Origin of the sequence: Streptomyces sp. NRRL F-6492 (assembly GCF_001280125.1) — a bacterium.
Lineage (GTDB): Bacteria > Actinomycetota > Actinomycetes > Streptomycetales > Streptomycetaceae > Streptomyces.
The window spans coordinates 45669-62630 of the sequence record NZ_LGEG01000221.1; the positions used below are offsets into that span (position 1 = coordinate 45669).

The 16962-nt window shown below is 73.7% G+C and carries 18 protein-coding genes; 6 read left to right on the plus strand and 12 right to left on the minus strand.

Annotated features, from left to right (window positions below; translation table 11 throughout):
* Positions 1-222 precede the first annotated feature (222 nt).
* The 6 genes from ADL08_RS19775 to ADL08_RS19800 are packed head-to-tail and all read right to left on the minus strand — an operon-like array spanning position 223 to position 6364.
* A complete protein-coding gene (locus tag ADL08_RS19775; RefSeq protein ID WP_420710541.1) occupies positions 223-1848 on the minus strand; it encodes a SpoIIE family protein phosphatase in 1626 nt (541 codons plus the stop codon).
* Positions 1845-3677 carry an ATP-binding protein gene (locus tag ADL08_RS19780; protein ID WP_053644772.1) on the minus strand — a complete coding sequence of 611 codons (1833 nt, stop codon included), beginning with the start codon at positions 3675-3677 and terminating at the stop codon, positions 1845-1847. The genes ADL08_RS19775 and ADL08_RS19780 overlap by 4 nt, the downstream gene beginning before the upstream one ends.
* Positions 3674-4729 carry an ATP-binding SpoIIE family protein phosphatase gene (locus ADL08_RS19785; RefSeq protein ID WP_107092040.1) on the minus strand — a complete coding sequence of 352 codons (1056 nt, stop codon included), beginning with the start codon at positions 4727-4729 and terminating at the stop codon, positions 3674-3676. Before ADL08_RS19785 ends, ADL08_RS19780 begins: the two co-directional genes overlap by 4 nt.
* Entirely contained in the window at positions 4726-5148 is a 423-nt protein-coding gene (locus tag ADL08_RS19790) for an anti-sigma regulatory factor (RefSeq protein ID WP_053644774.1), read from the minus strand. Before ADL08_RS19790 ends, ADL08_RS19785 begins: the two co-directional genes overlap by 4 nt.
* On the minus strand, positions 5145-5522 hold the full coding sequence (locus tag ADL08_RS19795) for an STAS domain-containing protein (protein WP_053644776.1): 378 nt from the start codon (positions 5520-5522) through the stop codon (positions 5145-5147). The genes ADL08_RS19790 and ADL08_RS19795 overlap by 4 nt, the downstream gene beginning before the upstream one ends.
* Positions 5519-6364 carry an STAS domain-containing protein gene (locus ADL08_RS19800; RefSeq protein WP_053644778.1) on the minus strand — a complete coding sequence of 282 codons (846 nt, stop codon included), beginning with the start codon at positions 6362-6364 and terminating at the stop codon, positions 5519-5521. The genes ADL08_RS19795 and ADL08_RS19800 overlap by 4 nt, the downstream gene beginning before the upstream one ends.
* Before the next feature lie 327 nt (positions 6365-6691).
* Between ADL08_RS19800 and ADL08_RS19805 the strand changes: the two genes are divergently transcribed.
* The 5 genes from ADL08_RS19805 to ADL08_RS19825 all read left to right on the plus strand — a co-directional run bounded on the left by ADL08_RS19805 (position 6692) and on the right by ADL08_RS19825 (position 10262).
* The gene (locus ADL08_RS19805; protein WP_053644780.1) at positions 6692-7579 is read left to right on the plus strand and encodes an SDR family oxidoreductase; all 888 of its coding nucleotides are present in this window, start codon (positions 6692-6694) and stop codon (positions 7577-7579) included.
* A gap of 93 nt (positions 7580-7672) precedes the next feature.
* Complete coding sequence (locus ADL08_RS19810; RefSeq protein ID WP_053644782.1) at positions 7673-8122, plus strand: hypothetical protein; 450 nt, start codon at positions 7673-7675, stop codon at positions 8120-8122.
* A gap of 75 nt (positions 8123-8197) precedes the next feature.
* Positions 8198-8686, plus strand: coding sequence for an MSMEG_6728 family protein (locus ADL08_RS19815; RefSeq protein WP_053644784.1), 489 nt, complete (start codon positions 8198-8200; stop codon positions 8684-8686).
* Between the two features lie 54 nt (positions 8687-8740).
* On the plus strand, positions 8741-9916 hold the full coding sequence (locus ADL08_RS19820) for a spore photoproduct lyase family protein (protein ID WP_053644809.1): 1176 nt from the start codon (positions 8741-8743) through the stop codon (positions 9914-9916).
* Positions 9917-10052: 136 nt separating this feature from the next.
* Positions 10053-10262, plus strand: a complete 210-nt coding sequence (locus ADL08_RS19825) for a hypothetical protein (RefSeq protein WP_053644786.1) — start codon at positions 10053-10055, stop codon at positions 10260-10262.
* A 95-nt stretch (positions 10263-10357) separates the two neighbouring features.
* Here the strand turns inward: ADL08_RS19825 and ADL08_RS19830 are convergent, their stop codons facing one another.
* The 5 genes from ADL08_RS19830 to ADL08_RS19850 form a co-directional block, all read right to left on the minus strand.
* The gene (locus ADL08_RS19830; RefSeq protein ID WP_053644788.1) at positions 10358-10798 is read right to left on the minus strand and encodes an ATP-binding protein; all 441 of its coding nucleotides are present in this window, start codon (positions 10796-10798) and stop codon (positions 10358-10360) included.
* A gap of 205 nt (positions 10799-11003) precedes the next feature.
* A complete protein-coding gene (gene katG, locus ADL08_RS19835) occupies positions 11004-13193 on the minus strand; it encodes a catalase/peroxidase HPI (RefSeq protein ID WP_053644790.1) in 2190 nt (729 codons plus the stop codon).
* A gap of 263 nt (positions 13194-13456) precedes the next feature.
* On the minus strand, positions 13457-13819 hold the full coding sequence (locus ADL08_RS19840) for a DUF952 domain-containing protein (protein ID WP_053644792.1): 363 nt from the start codon (positions 13817-13819) through the stop codon (positions 13457-13459).
* 42 nt (positions 13820-13861) lie between these two features.
* On the minus strand, positions 13862-14803 hold the full coding sequence (locus ADL08_RS19845) for a LysR family transcriptional regulator (protein ID WP_053644793.1): 942 nt from the start codon (positions 14801-14803) through the stop codon (positions 13862-13864).
* Between the two features lie 36 nt (positions 14804-14839).
* Positions 14840-15535: a type 1 glutamine amidotransferase domain-containing protein gene (locus ADL08_RS19850; RefSeq protein ID WP_053644795.1), complete on the minus strand. Its 696-nt coding sequence runs from the start codon at positions 15533-15535 to the stop codon at positions 14840-14842.
* A gap of 252 nt (positions 15536-15787) precedes the next feature.
* Here ADL08_RS19850 and ADL08_RS19855 point away from each other — a divergent pair, with 252 nt between their 5' ends.
* Entirely contained in the window at positions 15788-16087 is a 300-nt protein-coding gene (locus ADL08_RS19855) for a DUF1876 domain-containing protein (RefSeq protein ID WP_053644797.1), read from the plus strand.
* A gap of 102 nt (positions 16088-16189) precedes the next feature.
* Here ADL08_RS19855 and ADL08_RS19860 read toward each other — a convergent pair whose 3' ends face one another.
* Positions 16190-16789 carry a CBS domain-containing protein gene (locus ADL08_RS19860; protein ID WP_053644799.1) on the minus strand — a complete coding sequence of 200 codons (600 nt, stop codon included), beginning with the start codon at positions 16787-16789 and terminating at the stop codon, positions 16190-16192.
* Between the last annotated feature and the right edge of the window lie 173 nt (positions 16790-16962).

Sequence of the window (16962 nt, forward strand, 5' to 3'; positions counted from 1 at the left end):
GGGGTAAGGGGCCTCGATCCACGTCGCACCGAGCTGGAGGCCGGTGCCGGGCGAACGGGCGGGGGAACTGCGGGAAGCAGACACAAACGGAGGCACGCGTGACGCGCGCCTCACCACCTTCCTGCTATGGACGACAGTTGTCCTGGGGCAACCGTCTCGTAGTCGTCCCCGGGATCGCAACCCGTCGGGCACATGCACATACAAGCCACACAATGTGTGGGATCACCCACAGCCGGTCAAACGTACCGCCATGAGCGCGATGTCGTCCTCCCCGTTGGGAGGGAACGCCTCCAGGAGGCCGTCGCAGATCCCCTCCACGTCCGCCGGAAGGCCTTCGAGGGCGGATTCGAGGCGTTCGAGGGAGAGCCCCAGATGCTCGTGCCGGCGTTCGATCAGTCCGTCGGTGGTCATGACGAGGACCGAACCGGGCGGTGCCTCCACCGCGGTGCCCACCGGGTGGGGAAGGCCTATGCCCAGGAGCGGCCCGTGTTCGTCGACCGAGCGGACGCGCCCGTCGGGAGTGCGCAGCAGCGGCGGCAGATGGCCGGCGTTCGCGATGTGCAGGAGACCGGTGGCCTCGTCGATGAAGACGATGCACAGGGTGAGGGTCAGCCGCGCCCCGACGGCCGCCAGCAGGTGGTCGAGGCGCCCGAGGATGTCGTGGGGCGGATGCCCCTCGATGGCGTAGGCGCGCAGGGCGTGACGGATCTGCCCCATGAGCATCGCCGCGTCGAGGGAGTGCCCGGCGACGTCGCCGACGGCGAGCAGGAGGCCTCCCCGGGTGGGAAGGGCCTCGTAGAAGTCGCCGCCGATCTCCGCGTGGTCACTGGCGGGCAGGTAGCGCACCGCGAGGTCGGCGAGGTGCGAGTCGGGCAGCGTCTCGGGCAGGAAGCTCCGCTGGAGGGTCAGCGCCAGGTCGTGCTCCTCGGTGTAGCTCCGCAGGGCCTCCAGGGCGAGGGCGCACGCCTGGGCCAGCTGGGCCAGGAGCTGCTCGTCGTCGGGCGTCGAGACCGCCTCCGCGGGGACCGCCAGGCACACCGGCTGCCGGCCGGGCTTGGCGCGCGCCACGGCCACGGTGAGCCTGCCGTGGGGCGCGATGCCGTGCGGGAGCCCGGGCCACTCGCGCGCGTGGACCGTGAGCAGCCGCGTCCCGGTGCGGTCCCCGAACTCGTGGTACGGACGCAGGTCGCGGGCGTCGAGCCGCACGTCGGCGACGGTGTCGGGGGCGGCCTCCCCGCTCGTGGCGGTACCGGCCGCCGAGGCGGGCTCCCCGTGCGGGGAGATGATCGCCGCCACGGCGGGCGCCCCCAGGACGATGGCCGCGCCCCTGGCGGCCGCCCGGGCGACCCCGGCGGCGCTGTCCGCGCTGTAGAGGAGCAGGGTCGCCTCGTTCAGGTGCAACAGGCGGTCCGCGAGGCGCTCGGCCCGGCGGCGCGCCCGCGCGTAGCGCAGGGTGGCCGTGACGGTGGCGAGGAGCTCGTCCGGGGCGATGGGCTCCGTGAGGTAGGCGTCCGCCCCGCGGTTGAGCCCCTGGGTGCGGTCGTCGACGGTGATGGCGGACGCCGAGACGTGGAGGACGGGGAGCGCCGCCGTCGCGGGATCCGCCTTGATGCGCTCGCAGACCTCGAAGCCGGTCATGTCGGGCAGCCGCACGTCGACGACGGCCACCTCCGGCAGGGCGTCGGCGTCCTTGAGCAGCGCGAGCGCCCCGGTGCCGTCCTCCGCCTCCACGACGGTGTGGCCCGCGCGGGACAGCGTGGTCCTCAGGACGTAGCGGTTGGTCGGGTTGTCGTCCACGATCAGGATGCGCGCGGGCGAATGGTCGGACGGGGTCTGGCCTGGGATCACGGCGTGGTCTCTCCGGACGTGTGCTGCTCGCCGGCCTCCGCCGGAGGGATGCGGTCGGGCCCGGCCGGGGTGAGGGCCAGGGCCAGGGCGATGCGTTCGGGCGTCAGGTGCGTCTTGCCCAGGACGGCCCGCGCGTGGGTGAGCCGGGAGCGGTCCACGTCGCTCGGGTCGGTCGAGGTCAGGACCACGACCGGAATGTGCGCGGTCTCCGGGTCGCGGGCCAGGACCTGGAGGAGAACGTAGCCGTCGGGGGCCGGCATCGCCAGGTCGATCAGGACGGCGTCGGGCCGCTCCGCGCGGATGACGTCGAGGGCCCGCGAACTGACCGACACCTCCGTCACCTTCCGCGCGACCCGGCCCAGCACCGGCCGGAGCAGTTCGATGAACGTCGTGTCGTCGTCCACGACGACCAGCGAACCCGTCCGGGCGCCGTCTGCGGCTCCGGGCGGCGGCGCGTCCGGGGAGGCGAGGTCGGGGCAGGCCGGGATCTCGACCCGCACGGTGGTCCCGGCGTCCGGTTCGCTGGTCAGCGTGAGGACGCCGCCGAGCAGGCCGGCCAGTCTGCGGGCGTAGGGCAGGCCCAGGCCGGTGCCCGGCTGGCCCCGCTGGTGGGTGCCCAGCACCTGGTAGAACTCCTCGAAGACGCGGTCCTGCTGGTCCGGGGGGATCCCGATGCCCGTGTCGGTGGTGGTGAAGACGAACCAGGGACGTCCGGCCCGGTCCTCGGTCCCGACCGTGAGGCGGACCTCGCCGGCCGTGGTGAACTTCAGGCCGTTGGACAGCACGTTGCGCAGGATGCGCGTGAGCATGACCTCGTCGGTGACGAGTTCCGGCACGTCCCGCACGTCGGGGATGTCGAGGCGCACCCCGTCGCGGGCCATCCCGCGGAGCGTCCCGCGCAGCTGGTGCAGCAGGGTCCGCAGGTCGGTGCGGACCAGATGGGGCTCCAGGCGCCCCGACTCTGCCTTCGCCACGTCCAGGAGCTCCTCGACCAGGGCGAGGAGCGTGCTGCCGGAGCCGGCGATGAGGGACATCTGCTGGCGCTGTTCCTCGGTCAGCGGGTCGGCGCCGGACGCGAGCAGGAGGCGGGCGAGGGCGATGACCGAGTTGACCGGGGCCCGCAGCTCGTGGCTCACGTTGGCCCAGAACCGGGTCTTGGCCTCGCTCGCCAGACGCAGCTGCCTGGTCTTGTCCTCCAGCTCGGCGTAGAGGGCCACCACGCCCGTGTTCGTCTCCTCCAGCTCCGCGGACAGTTCGCTGTAGAGGGCGACCACCCCCTGGTTGGTCTCCTCCAGCTCGGCGTTCAGCCGCTGCAGCTCCTCCTGCTGGGCCCTCGACTCCTCGAGCGCCTGGAGGAGCTGCCGGTTCTGGATCCGCAGCTCCTCGCCCATGCTGAGGTCGCCCGAGTCGCGGAGCGCCGCGCGGGCGCGTTCCGCCCGCTGCCCGGGACGCCCCTCGGAGGCGGGCAGCCGCTGGCCGACCGTCAGCGTGTGTTTCTCGGGCGTCACGTCGTACCGGCAGTGGTCCAGGAGGCGGCCGGCGGCGTCGAGCGCGTCACGGCCGGGGACGCGGGGCCCGCTCCAGGTGAAGCGGGCACGGAAGAGCTCGGGTTCCCGGAGGGGGCTCGCCACGTCCAGGTCCACGCGAAGCCCCGGGGCTCCCAGGAGGTCACGTCCCACCTCACTCAGTACCGTCACCACGCGCACCAGCTCGTGGCCTTCGAGGCCCAGGGCCCGGCACACCAACTGTCCACGCCTGCGCAGTTCAAACCCGTCTCGTTCGACGGCCAGCGGAAGGACGCAGAGACCGTCGGCGTGCGACCGACTCACCGCCGGGCCGCCCGGACGACGACGATGCCCGCGTCGTCACGGCGCACCCCGGCCTGCCCGAGGAGCTGGGCCGCGACGACGGCCGGCCGCCGGGTGAACAGGCCGGGGAAGTCGGCCGGCGACCAGCGGTCGCTGAGGCCGTCCGAGTGCAGGACGAGGACCGCGTCGGGATCCAGGGCGGTCCGGAAGAGCCGGGGCGCGGGCATCTGATGACCGACGATCCCGGGAAGGGAGAGGAGGGTGTTGCGCTTGTCGCCGTTGACGACGAACGCGCTGACGTTGCCGACCCCGCAGTGCTCGACGGTCCCCCGGGAGAAGTCGGCCCGGGCGACCGTGATCGCCGCGCCCCGGCTGCCCCTCAGCTCCGTGTGGAGGGCCCGGACGATGTCCTGGGGGCTCCGGTGGGAGCCGGCCCGGAAGGCGGCCCGGGCGCGTTCGCCGGCGAGCGCCGCCAGCGGGCCGTGCCCCAGTCCGTCGCACATCATCACCGTGACCGCCCGCTCGCCGTCGGGGCCGTGCTCGGTGCGCGCGGCCCAGGTGTCCCCGCAGACCTCCTCGCCGCTGATCGGGCGGGTCAGACCGGCGACCTCGGGCTCGTCGGCCCCGGGGAGCGGACCGGGGCCGTCCCCCGTCCAGAACCGCGCGAGCAGGGCCGTACCGCGGCCGGGCAGGGAGTGGACGTCGAAGACGTCGGCGAACCGGGCGATCGCGCCCATGCCCACGCCCAGGGTGCCGCTGCCGGACACGCCGTCCGTGAGCGCGCCGCCCACGTCGGCCATGCCCGGGCCGCTGTCCAGGGAGATGAGTTCGAGGGCGGCCCGGTCCCGGAGGGTGATCACCCGCAGGGCCAGGGCGCCGTCCCGGGCGTGCTTCTGCAGATTGGTGGCCGCCTCGGTCACGGCGAGCTCGATCTCCGCCACGCGGACCGGAGCCATGCCGACGCGCCGGGCCAGCCGCGCCGCCTCCCGCCGGGCGGCCGTGGCGATGGCGACGTCCAGGCGCAGCCACACGACGTCCTCGGCCTCGACCTCGTCACCGGACACCGGGTTCACCGCGCCCACTTGAGCACCGTCACCGTGGTTCCGGCGCCCGGCGCCGAGTCCAGCTCGAACTCGTCGACCAGGCGCCGCGCGCCGCTGAGGCCCAGGCCCATGCCGTTGCCCGACGTCCAGCCGTCGGTCAGGGCCTGTTCGATGTCCGGGATGCCGGGACCGGTGTCCGAGAAGCTCACCCGGACGCCGACGCGCGCGACGTCGCGGACGATGACGGCGTGCGCCGTGCCGCCCCCTCCGTAGATGAGGGTGTTGCGGCCCAGCTCACTGGCGGCCGTGACCAGCTTGGTCTGGTTGACCAGGGACAGGCCGGCCCGCTGGGCGAGGACGCGCACCGTCTGACGGGCCTTGACGACGTCGCCGCTGGAGAAGATCGACACTTCCTCGCGGGAGGCCTCGTCGGCCGGATACTCCTTCACGGGCGCGCCGGAAGGGTGTCCTGTGCCCGGCGCAGGTAGCCCAGTCCGAGTTCGAGGTTGAGCGCCGTGCGGACGCCGCCCAGCGAGAGGCCGAGCTCCACCAGCGTCATGGCGACGGCCGGGCGCATGCCGACGACGACCGTCTCCGCGCCGAGGACGCGGGAGATGCCGGCCGTGGTGGCCAGCATGCGTCCGACGAACGAGTCGACGATCTCGAGCGCCGAGATGTCGATGACCACGCCCCGGGCGCCGGTCGCGACGATCTGCTGGGAGAGGTCGTCCTGGAGGTCGAGCACCATCTGGTCCTCCAGGTCCACCTGGATCGAGACCAGGAGGATGTCGCCGATCTTCAGGACCGGCACGCGGTCGCTCACAGCAGACCCGCCGGACGGGCCGCGGCGGCCTTGTCGATCTCCACCAGCGCGTGGCGCAGGGCGTCGGCCAGGGTCGCCTTCGTGGGGATGTCGCCGAACTCGATGCCCAGGGCGACGATGGTCTGCGCGATCTGGGGACGGATGCCGGAGATGGTGCACTCCGCGCCCATCATCCGCGCGGCGACCACGGTCTTGAAGAGGTGCTGCGCGACCTGGGTGTCGACGGCCGGCACGCCGGTGATGTCGATGATCGCGTGCGCGGAGTTGGAGTCCACGAGCGCCTGGAGCAGCTTCTCCATGACCACCTGGGTGCGCGCGGAGTCGAGCGTCCCGACGAGCGGCACGCCCACCACCCCGTCCCACAGCTTGACCACGGGGGTGGACAGTTCGAGCAGCTCCTGGGACTGCGCGGAGATGATCTCCTCGCGGGTCCGCGCGTACTCCTCCACCGTGAACAGGCCGAGGTCGTCGAGGAGCCGGGAGAACTGCAGGTAGGCGCGCACGTCCTCGACGGATCCGCCGAGGAAGGGCTCCAGGACCTCCTTGAGCGAGAAGACGCTCACGGCGGTCTCGGTCGGGGTGAACCCCTGCCGGGCCCGGGTGCGCGACAGCTCGACGAGAAGGCTGCGCACGACGGCGAACCGGTCGCCCCGGCCCGCCAGGCCGCCCTGGGCGACCGCCTCGGTGACCGCGTCGTAGAGCTCGCCCAGTTCCCGGCCGAGTTCCGCGCTGCTCACGCGTCCGCGCAACGAAGCTCCGACGGTCTGCTCCCACTGCGCCACCAGTTCGGACCGCCGGGTGGTCAGTAGTTCCAGCAACCGCTTCGAGTCCTCGTTGTCCATGCGTTTTCCCCTCACCTTGTCCTGGTCGTCCTGCCGTCCGAAGTCCGTCCCGACGATACGTCACCGGCCGGCGCCGCCGACCACGCGCCTCCCGCCCCCCGTACCGCCCCGGGGGCCGCAGGCCCGCACCCCGGGCATCATCTGCCCCCGATCCCCGTTCCCACACCTGTACGGGCATTCCCGCGGCATTTCCGGGGCCGCGCGGGCCGATGCGGCAATCGGCGCAGCCGGAACGGCGGCCCGCCGGACCCGGTGGTGCCATGGAGGCGTCCCCGCGACCGGCGGGGGAGGAGAGCCGGGAGGACCCGGTGCACCGCTTGGAGGACCATGTCCCGCGACAACCCCCTGCGGGGACGGACGGCGGTCGTGACGGGCGCGGCGCGCGGCCTGGGAGCCGGTCTCGCCAGGGAGCTGGCCGGCCGGGGCATGCGCGTCGCCCTGCTCGGCCGGGAGAGCGAGACCCTGGAGAGGGTGGCGCGGGAGCTGCCCCCGGGAAGCCGGTGCTACGAGGTCGACGTGACGGACGACGACCTGATGGAGCGGACGGCCCGCCGGGTGACGCGCGACCTGGGGGAGCCCTCCGTCGTGATCGCCAACGCCGGCGTCGCCGAGGGCGGCCCGTTCGCCGGGTCCGACCCGAGGACGTGGAACCGCGTCGTCCAGGTCAACCTCATGGGCAGCGCGACCACGGCCAGGGTGTTCCTGCCCGGCCTGCTGGCCTCACGGGGCTACTTCCTCCAGGTCGCCTCGACGGCGGCCTTCGGATCGGCCCCCATGATGAGCGCCTACTGCGCGTCGAAGGCGGGGGCCGAGTCGTTCGCCCAGTCGCTGCGCGCGGAGTGCGCCCACCGGGGCGTCGGCGTCGGCGTCGCCTACCTGCACTGGACGGACACCGACATGGTGCGGGACGTGGACGCCCATGACGTCCTGCGGGAGCTGCGCGCCCACATGCCGCGCCCCGCGCGCAAGGTCTACCCCGTGGAGAAGGTGGCGTCATGGCTGGCCGAGGCGGTCCGCCGCCGGGCCCCCACCGTCTACGCGCCTCCGTGGCTGCGCCTCGTACAGCCCGTCCGCCCCGTCCTCCCCCTGCTCGTCGCCTGGTCCTCGGCACGGACCCTGCCCCGTCTGGAGGAGAGGGGCGCCCTGCACCCCACGGGCCTGCTCGGACCCGGCGGCCTGGCCGCCCGGGACGGCGCGGACCACGGCGGCCGCTGATCCGCGCCCCCGCCGCCCGGCACGTTGCCCCGGCCGGACCACCGCTGGTCCGGCCGGGTGTACTTCCGCCGGACCGGGGGCACAGAGACGGGCATGAACCACGAGGAAGACCACCGGGGCCGGCGCCGCGTACGGCCCGAGAACGTCAGCGACCTCACGGTGGAGGCGCTGGGCTCCCTCTCCAAGGCCCTGGAGACCACCGAGCGGGCCCGCGGCCACCTGTACTCCTTCCACCAGCTCACCGGCACCGCCGACCTGGAGCTGGACAAGGCGGTGGCGCTGCTGAGGCGGGCCGGCCACGAGAAGTGGGCCGACCTCGTCGAGCGGGAGATCCTGGGCCGCAACGTCATCCCGGGCCACTGGACGTACCAGATCGTCGAGGCGTACGACGAGACGTACCACGAGCCGTTCAGGAAGCTCGAACGCGACGCCGTCTCCGCCCTCGCCGAGGGCCGCGGCCACCTCTACGAGGCCGAGATGAAGGAGCGGCGCCGCACGCACGGGCACCGGGACCACACCGCCACGCCCGAGGGACCGCGCTAGGGCCGGCGCGCCCCGGCGCCCCTTCCGCCCCGCCGGCGGGGAGGCGCCGGACCGGAGAACGGGTAGGGCTGCCCCATGCAGACATTCCTCCCCCATGCCGGATTCCTCGATTCGGCCGCCGTGCTTGACCCGAGGCGGCTGGGGAAGCAGCGCGTCGAGGCCCTCCAGGTCCTCCGGGGGCTCACCGTGCCCGGATACGGCTGGCGCCGGCACCCCGCGGTGCGGATGTGGGCCGGTTACGAGGAGGCCCTGGTGCGCTACGGCCTGGACGTCTGCGGCGTCTGGACGGCCGCGGGGCGCTCCGACACCTGCGCCGCCACGCTGACGCGCGACTACCTGGCCCTGAGCCCCGGGGGAGAGGTGAGGGGACAGGAGGAGCTCGCGGCGGCAGGCGAGCTGCCGCCCTGGCTCGGCGACCCCGCGTTCCACCGCAGCCACCGGTCCGCGCTGGTGCGCAAGGCCCCGGAGGTCTACCGCGACCTCTTCCCGGGAGTGCCCGACGACCTCCCCTACGTCTGGCCGTCGTCCGACCGGGACGGCGGACCGGGCCCTTCCCGATCCTGACCCCGCCACGCGACCCGGCACGTCCGTCCGTCCCGATCCGTAGACTGGGTGACCATGCGACGGCGTTCCGGAGGACCGCAGGACGGGGCCGAGGGCCTGTTCGACGTGAGCGAGGTCATGGGCGCCCCCGCGGAGGACGCGGACGGCCGCTCGTTCCGCGACGGAGCGGAGGCGCGCAGGCTGCTCGACGTGGCGGAGATCCACGCCGAGCCCGCCGCCGCGGCCTCCTGGCGGGGGCGGCAGGTCATCGCGCGGTTCCCGGGCGCCCGGCTCGTGGAGACGGACTCCCACTGGCGCGTCCCGCACCTGCACGGCAACGCCGGGAACGTGGAGCGCTGGGTGAGGACCAAGCGCGACACCCTGATCCTCGGGGAGCGGAAGTCCTTCGGCATCCGGCCCAACGGCCGTTCCGCCGACTGGATCGCCCCCGGCCTCTCCAACGGCTGCGCCATGGCCTGCGCGTACTGCTACGTCCCGCGCCGCAAGGGCTTCGCCAACCCGGTCACCGTCTTCACCAACGTGGACCGCGTCCTCGCCGCCCTGGGCCGGCACATCGCCGCCGGCGGACCCAAACGGGAACCCAACCAGTGCGACGACCGGGCCTGGGTCTACGACGTCGGCGAGAACGGCGACTGCTCGGTCGACGACCTGATCAGCGACAACACCGCCGATCTGGTCCGGGCCTTCCGCCGGTGGCCCACCGCCAAGGCGTCCTTCGCCACCAAGTTCGTCAACCCCGACCTGCTGCGGCTCGACCCGCGGGGCCGCACGCGGATCCGCTTCTCCGTGATGCCGCCGGACGACTCCAGGCTCCTCGACATCCGGACGAGCCCGGTCCCCGACCGCCTCGCGGCGGCGGCCGACTTCCTGGAGGCCGGGTACGAGGTGCACTTCAACCTCTCCCCGGTGGTGATCCGCCCGGGCTGGGAGCAGGGGTGGGACGAGCTGCTCCGCGCCATGGACGACGTGCTCCCCCGGAGCGTGAAGGACCAGGCCGCGGCGGAGGTCATCATGCTCACGCACAACCAGGAGCTGCACGAGGTCAACCTCGGCTGGCACCCCCGCGCCGAGGAGGTCCTGTGGCGGCCGGACCTCCAGCAGCCCAAACGGTCCGAGAGCGGCGCCCGGAACGTGCGCTACCGCACGGGGACCAAGGCGTCCGCCGTCGAGTCGCTGCGCCGGTTGATCGACGCGCGTGCCCCGTGGCTGCGGGTGCGGTACGCCTTCTGACCGCGACGGGCGCTCCGCGGCGCCGGCCTCCCACCGGCCCACCGCGCCGACACCCGCCGCCGGAGAGGAGCGGACGGAGTGTTTCGGGGCACACGTACGAGAACGGCCGATGGACGGCCGGACAGGAGGCGCAGCCATGACGACGCAGGCACCCCGACCCGCTCCGGTGGCAGACGAGGCCCGGGCGGCCCTGGAGGACGTGTCCGACCCGGCCGCGAGGGCGGTGGTCCTGGCCCTGCTGGCGGTCCGCGACGAACTGAGGGCCGTGTCCGAGCGTACGGGCAGTGTGGAGGCGCGGCTGGAGCAGACGAACCAGTACCTCGGGGCCCTCGCCAACAAGCCCTGACGGAAGGGGATCGGGCGGGCCGCTTCTCGCACGCGGCCCGCCCGATCCCCTTCTGCTCCCTCGCCGATCTCCCGCCGGCCGCTCCCGCCGAACGCCTAGCGAGCGCCGTCGCCGGCGGCCGGGGCGTCGTCGGCGTCCGGGTCGAGGACCGGGCGGAAGCACGCCGTCACCGTCTTGCCGTGCCGCTGGCAGCGCATGCTCCACTCGTCGGCGAGGGCCCGCACGATGTTCACGCCCCGCCCCGAGACCGCGCCCTCGCTCGCCTGGCGGGGACGGGGCAGCGCCGGGTCGTCGTCGTGGACGCTGATGTGGAGGCAGTCGCCGTCCCAGGTGAGCACGAGCTGTGCGTCGCTGTGCGCGTGGACGTGGGCGTTGGTGAGCAGCTCGGAGACGGCCAGGACCACGGAGTCCACCGTCTCGGGCTCCCGCTCGGTCCACGGCAGGGAGGCGAGGTGCCTCCGCGTCCACTGCCGTCCGGCCCGTACGCCCCCGGACACGGGAAACGAGTGCGCCCACCCCATCGCCTTGACCGTCACGCTCTTCACTCCTTCGAGGGCCTTCCACGTCGTCCGTACGGGACCCGGATACCCGGCAATCGTCCCGGCAGACACGGAGGACCCCCACGGTCTCCACCCGGCCGCCCCGCCCCGCCCCCGTCCCGGCCCCCGGCGGCCGGTACGGGCCGGTACGGGACCGGGCCGCCGGTACGGGGCCGGGCGGGGCGGCGGGACCGGGCCGGGGTCAGGCGAGGTCGAACCGGTCGAGGTTCATCACCTTGTCCCACGCCTTCACGAAGTCGTGCACGAACTTCTCGCCCGCGTCCTCGGAGGCGTACACCTCCGCGAGGGCGCGGAGCTGGGAGTGCGCGCCGAAGACGAGGTCGACGGGGGTGGCGGTCCACTTGAGCTCGCCCGAGACGCGGTCGCGGCCCTCGAAGACGTTCTCCTCCGTGGCCGACGTCTTCCACTCCGTGCCCATGTCGAGCAGGTTGACGAAGAAGTCGGTGGTCAGCGCCTCGGGACGGTGGGTGAAGCGGCCGTGGGGGGACCCGGCGAAGCCGGTGTCCAGGACCCGCATGCCGCCGACGAGCGCCGTCGTCTCGGGGGCGGTCAGCGTCAACAGGTTGGCGCGGTCGAGGAGGTGGGTCTCCGGCGACAGCTTCTCGCCCGCCCGGAGGTAGTTGCGGAAGCCGTCCGCCTCGGGTTCGAGCACGTCGAACGTCTCCACGTCCGTCTGCTCCTGCGAGGCGTCCGTGCGCCCCGGCGCGAACGGGACCGTGACGTCGTGCCCGGCGTTCCGCGCGGCCTGCTCGACGGCCGCGCACCCGCCCAGGACGATCAGGTCGGCGAGCGAGATCCGCCTGCCCCCGCTCTGCGCGCCGTCGAAGTCCTGCCGGATCCGCTCCAGGGCCTCCAGGGTCCCGGTCACCTCGGGCAGGGCGTTGACCTCCCAGTCCTTCTGCGGCGCGAGCCGGATCCGCGCGCCGTTGGCCCCGCCGCGCTTGTCCGTGCCGCGGAAGCTCGCCGCCGACACCCACGCGGTGGTGACCAACTGGGGGAGGGACAGGCCCGAGTCGAGGATCCGGTGCTTCAGGGAGGCGACGTCCTCGTCCGACACCAGCTCGTGGTCCACCTCGGGGACGGGGTCCTGCCACAGCTGCGGCTCGGGGACCCAGGGCCCCAGGTAGCGGGAGAGGGGGCCCATGTCACGGTGCAGCAGCTTGTACCAGGCCTTGGCGAACGCCTCCGCGAGCTGGTCCGGGTTCTCGTGGAAGCGCTTCGTGATCGGCCCGTAGACCGGGTCCACCTTCAGCGCGAGGTCCGTCGTCAGCATCATCGGGGCGTGCTTCTTCGACGCGTCGTGGGCGTCGGGCACGGTGTCCTTCGCCGACGGGTCCGTGGGCGTCCACTGCTTCGCGCCGGCCGGGCTCGTCGTCAGCTCCCACTCGTACCCGTACAGGTTGTCCAGGTAGCCGTTGTCCCACTTCGTCGGCCGGGAGGTCCAGGCGCCCTCCAGGCCGCTGGTGAGCGCGTCGGCGCCCTTGCCGGTGCCGTACGTGTTCCGCCAGCCGAGGGCCTGCTGCTCGAAGGGGGCGGCCTCGGGCTCCGGGCCGATGTACGAGGGGTCGACCGCGCCGTGGCACTTGCCGAACGTGTGGCCGCCGATGATGAGCGCCGCCGTCTCCTCGTCGTTCATCGCCATGCGGCCGAACGTCTCCCGGATGTCACGGGCCGAGGCCAGCGGGTCCGGATTTCCTTCGGGGCCCTCGGGATTGACGTAGATCAGGCCCATCTGCACGGAGCCGAAAGGACCGGTGAGTTCCCGGTCGCCGCTGTAGCGCTCGTCCCCGAGCCAGGTGTCCTCCGGTCCCCAGAAGATCTCCTCCGGCTCCCAGATGTCCTCCCGGCCGAAGCCGAATCCGAACGTCTCGAACCCCATGGACTCCATGGCGCAGTTGCCGGCGAAGACGAGGAGGTCGGCCCAGGAGATCTTCCGGCCGTACTTCTGCTTGACCGGCCAGAGCAGCCGGCGCGCCTTGTCGAGGCTCGCGTTGTCCGGCCAGCTGTTGAGGGGCGCGAAGCGCTGGGCGCCGGAGCCGCCGCCGCCCCGGCCGTCGGCGATGCGGTACGTCCCCGCGGCGTGCCAGCTCATCCGGATGAAGAGCGGCCCGTAGTGGCCGTAGTCGGCGGGCCACCAGTCCTGCGAGGCCGTCATCACCTCGAAGACGTCCCGCTTGAGGGCGTCGAGGTCCAGGGTCGCGAACTCCGCCGCGTAGTCGAAGTCCTCCCCCAGCGGGTTGGAGAGGGGCGAGTGCTGGTGGAGGACCTGGAGGTCCAGTTGATTGGGCCACCAGTCCCGGTTCGTCCGGGGCCGGGTCGGCGCCGGGGTGGGGGCGGGGATTGCCGGGTTCTCGCTTTCGCTGCCGGACACGTCCGTCCTTCTTCCTGTGTCGGTGTTCTTGCGTCGAGCACTGCGACCCGCGCCCGTCACGCGCCGTGGCGCCCGCCGGCCGGAATCGCCCGACCGGACCCACGGGGTGGGGGAGCTTGTGTCGGCGTCCGTATGCTCGCGCACCACGGACGCACGGCTGAGGGAACACGCAGGGCACTCGCGCTTTACACGTCATCACACCGGAAGCGCCCGCCGGGGGTGGGAACGTCCCCTGCCGTTCCCACGACGTCATCCTGACGACGTCATTCCCGCGACGTCATCCCCGTGGCCCGGCCGTCCCCGTCCCAGGTGACCTCCAGGATCCGTTCGACGGCGTCGCGGTCGAGCGGTCCGCGCACGTGCGGGAAGAGGGTCCCGTCCGGGACGCCCGGCGGCGGGGCGGGAACGGCCGCCTCCCACTCCGTCCCGGCGGACAGCCGGGCCTCGTCGAGGACGAGCGCCAGCAGGGGCCTGGGGGAGGAGCGGTAGAAGGCGTTGACGACGGCGAGCGCGGTCGCCTCGTCGGGCGCGCAGTGGACGAAACCCTCCTCGGCGAGGGACGCGGGCGCATACGGCCGCTCCGGCCGGGCGGACCATTCACCGAGGGGTACGACGTGGTAGATCATGCTCCGGTTATACCGCCCGGGGCGGGGAGGGCCGCCCCGGGCTCACCACGAGCGCCCCGCCCCGATCAGCCGGTCGCGCACGCGCGTGACGTCGGGGTCCTCGGCCCGGCCGGGGCGCTGTACGAGGTAGCCGGTGTTGATGGGCGGGTCCTCCGGCTCGTGGAGGAGCACGAGCGCCCCGGAGGCCAGTTCGGGTGCGCAGAGGTAGCGTGGCAGCACGCCGAAACCCGCCCCGGCGGCCACCGCCGCGAGGACGCCCCGCAGATCGGGGACGGTGACGTCGGCCGGGCGGGACAGCCGCGTGCCGAACACGTGACGCCAGTAGCGGCGGGCGATGGGCAGGTCCTCGGCATAGGCGACGAGGGGCACCGTCCGCAGGGCCGCCGGACCCTCCGCGGCCAGCCGCGCCTTCGTCCGCCCGGCCCGCGCGGGCGCGGCGACCAGGACGAACTCCTCGTCCATCAGGGGTACGGAGACCAGGGACCGCCCGCGCGGCCGGAAGGTGGCGATCACCAGGTCGTGCCGGCCCGCCCGCAGCTCGTCGAGGAGCGGCTCGGTCAGGCCCGGCGTGATCCGCAGCCGTACGCCGTCGTCCACCAGCGGGGCCAGGGCGGGCAGGACGCGGGCGCAGAGCAGCTCGGCGGGGCCCGCCAGATGGACGGGCGCGGCCCGCTCGTGGGGCGCCGTCCCGTGCCCGGTCGCGGCGACGAGCGCGTCGAGCGGGGCCGCGACCCGGGCCGCGAGGTCGTCGGCCACGGCGGTCGGGGCGACGCCGCGCGGCAGCCGTTCGAAGAGCTCGCGGCCCGTGTGCCGCTCCAGGGCGCGGATCCGGTCGGTCACCGTGGGCTGCGAGAGGCCCAGGAGTCCGGCGGCGGCGGTGAACGAGCCGGAGCGGTAGACCGCCAGGAACGTGCGCAGCAGGTTCAGGTCCGGCGTGCCCGGCCGTACCGCACCGGCGCCGCCATCGGAATCCCCGTGCCTCATGCGGCAAGGCTATCCGCGCCCCCGTGGAGGGTGCGGTCAGGCGAGGCGCGCGACGACCTCGGCCGCGAGCGGGGCGGAGGAGGCGGGGTTCTGGCCGGTGAGCAGGTTCCGGTCCACGACGACCTTCGGTGCCCACGGCTCGCCCGTCAGGACGTTCACGCCGGCCTCGGTCAGCCGGGTCTCCAGGAGCCACTTCGCCTTGTCGGCGAGCCCGCCCTGTGCCTCCTCGGCGTTGGTGAAGGCGGCGGCCTCGTACCCGGCGAAGGCGTTCGTGCCGTCGGGGCGGGTGGCGGCGAGGAGCGCGGCGGGCCCGTGGCAGACGACGGCGACGGGCTTGCCGGAGTCGAGGGCCTCGACGAGCAGCCGGCCGGAGACGGCGTCGACGGCGAGGTCCTCCATGGGGCCGTGGCCGCCGGGGTAGAAGACGGCGTCGTACGCGTCGAGGTCCACGTCGTCCAGGCCGATCGGGTGCTTGATCCCGTCGATCGAGGCGAGCGCGGCGGCGGTCTTCTCGGCGCCCTCCTGTCCGCCGTTGTACTCGGGCGCCAGGCTGCCCCCGTCGACGGTGGGAACGACGCCGCCGGGGGTGGCGACGACGACCTCGTGACCGGCCTCCTTGAACGCCTCGTAGGGGGCGACGACCTCCTCCGCCCAGAAGCCGGTGGGGTGCTTGGTGCCGTCGGCGAGGGTCCAGTGGTCGGCGCCGGTCATCACGAAGAGGATCTTGGACACGGGAGTCTCCGTAGGAGTGAGGGGTGGGGAGTAAGGGGAAGCGGGGACGTCTCCGACCGTAGACCGGCGCCCGAAGGGCCACCAATGGGGAAACCCATGGGTGCCATAGGAACTCCGATGGCACGCCGGGAACGAAGCCCCGGGAACGCGGGCCGTCCCCGCGCGCCGGTGCCCCCCGCCGGTGGGATCCTGGAGGCATCGGAAGGGGCCGTGCGCCGTTTTCGCGCGGCCGACGGTGCGAGGAGGCACACCATGACCCGCACTCTGGAGTGGAAGGTCGGTCTGGAGCTGGTCGAGGACGGCGGTACGACCCGGGCCGAGGCCCGGCTGAGCACCGGGAACTCGACGCTCACGGGCCACGGCTCCGCCCACTGCAACCCGACGGACACGGACGTGCCGGCGATCGGCGACGAACTCGCCGCGAGCCGGGCGATGAAGGACCTGGCGGGCAAGCTGATGCGGGAGGCCAACCGCGAGATGGAGGCGGCGGGCGCCGGGACCGTGCCCCGGCACACCGGCCCCGGGTACGGCTGGCCGGAGGCGGTCACCTGACGGACGGGGCCGCCCGGAACGGGGCCGCCCGGGGCGGTGGCTGCCCGGAACGGGGGCCGCCGCAGGACGGAGGCCGCCCCGGAGCGGCGACCGACACCCCCCTCAGGCCCCGCCGCCCTCCTCGTGCGTCAGCCTGTCCACGACCTCCACGACCCCGTCCACCGTCTCGCACAGACGGACCAGGATCGGGCCGATGCCCGGCCGTTCCAGCGTGCCGCTCAGCGTCACCCGGCCCTCGTCGACGTCGATGTGCACGGCGGCGGGGGAGAGGCGCAGGATCCGGACGACCACGTCCTCGCGGATCTCCTCCTGGATGGAACGGTCCCTGCGCAGGAACAGCTGGAGCAGGTCGCTCCGGCTCAGCACCCCGATCAGCCGCCCCTCCGCGTCCACGACCGGCAGCCGCTTCACCCGGTGCCGCTCCATCCGCCGGGCCGCCTCGACCGCCGTCCACGACGGCCGGGCCGTGACGACCGGGCTGGTCATCATGGCCTCCGCCGTGCTCGGCCCGTCCTTCGCCGTGTGCCGCCGCAGCAGGTCCGCCTCGGAGACGACGCCCACCGGCCGGTTCTCGTCGTCGACCACCGGGACCGCGGTGATGCCGTACTCGTCGAGGAGCCGCGCGATCTCCTTGAACGGCGTCCCGCGCTGCACCGCGACCGCGGTGGGCGTCATCAGGTCCGCGACACTGCGGTGCCTCATCGTCCGTTCCGTCCCTTCTGCGTTCCGGATTCCATGATCCCGCACCGGGGGCCTTCTCGGAACGAGGGGGTGGGAGGGACGGACGGCGGCGGGGGCCCGGGGGAACGCCTTTCGGGACGCCCGGCCCCCCCCCGAAGGGCGGTCCGGCCCCGTGGGACCCCCCCCCCTGGAGC

Coding starts and splice junctions, on each gene's coding strand:
- ADL08_RS19800 (WP_053644778.1), bottom strand. CDS start 6,364: ATGGACAACGAGGACTCGAAGCGGTTGCTGGAACTACTGACCACCCGG.
- ADL08_RS19805 (WP_053644780.1), top strand. CDS start 6,692: ATGTCCCGCGACAACCCCCTGCGGGGACGGACGGCGGTCGTGACGGGC.
- ADL08_RS19810 (WP_053644782.1), top strand. CDS start 7,673: ATGAACCACGAGGAAGACCACCGGGGCCGGCGCCGCGTACGGCCCGAG.
- ADL08_RS19815 (WP_053644784.1), top strand. CDS start 8,198: ATGCAGACATTCCTCCCCCATGCCGGATTCCTCGATTCGGCCGCCGTG.
- ADL08_RS19820 (WP_053644809.1), top strand. CDS start 8,741: ATGCGACGGCGTTCCGGAGGACCGCAGGACGGGGCCGAGGGCCTGTTC.
- ADL08_RS19825 (WP_053644786.1), top strand. CDS start 10,053: ATGACGACGCAGGCACCCCGACCCGCTCCGGTGGCAGACGAGGCCCGG.
- ADL08_RS19840 (WP_053644792.1), bottom strand. CDS start 13,819: ATGATCTACCACGTCGTACCCCTCGGTGAATGGTCCGCCCGGCCGGAG.
- ADL08_RS19845 (WP_053644793.1), bottom strand. CDS start 14,803: ATGAGGCACGGGGATTCCGATGGCGGCGCCGGTGCGGTACGGCCGGGC.
- ADL08_RS19855 (WP_053644797.1), top strand. CDS start 15,788: ATGACCCGCACTCTGGAGTGGAAGGTCGGTCTGGAGCTGGTCGAGGAC.
- ADL08_RS19860 (WP_053644799.1), bottom strand. CDS start 16,789: ATGAGGCACCGCAGTGTCGCGGACCTGATGACGCCCACCGCGGTCGCG.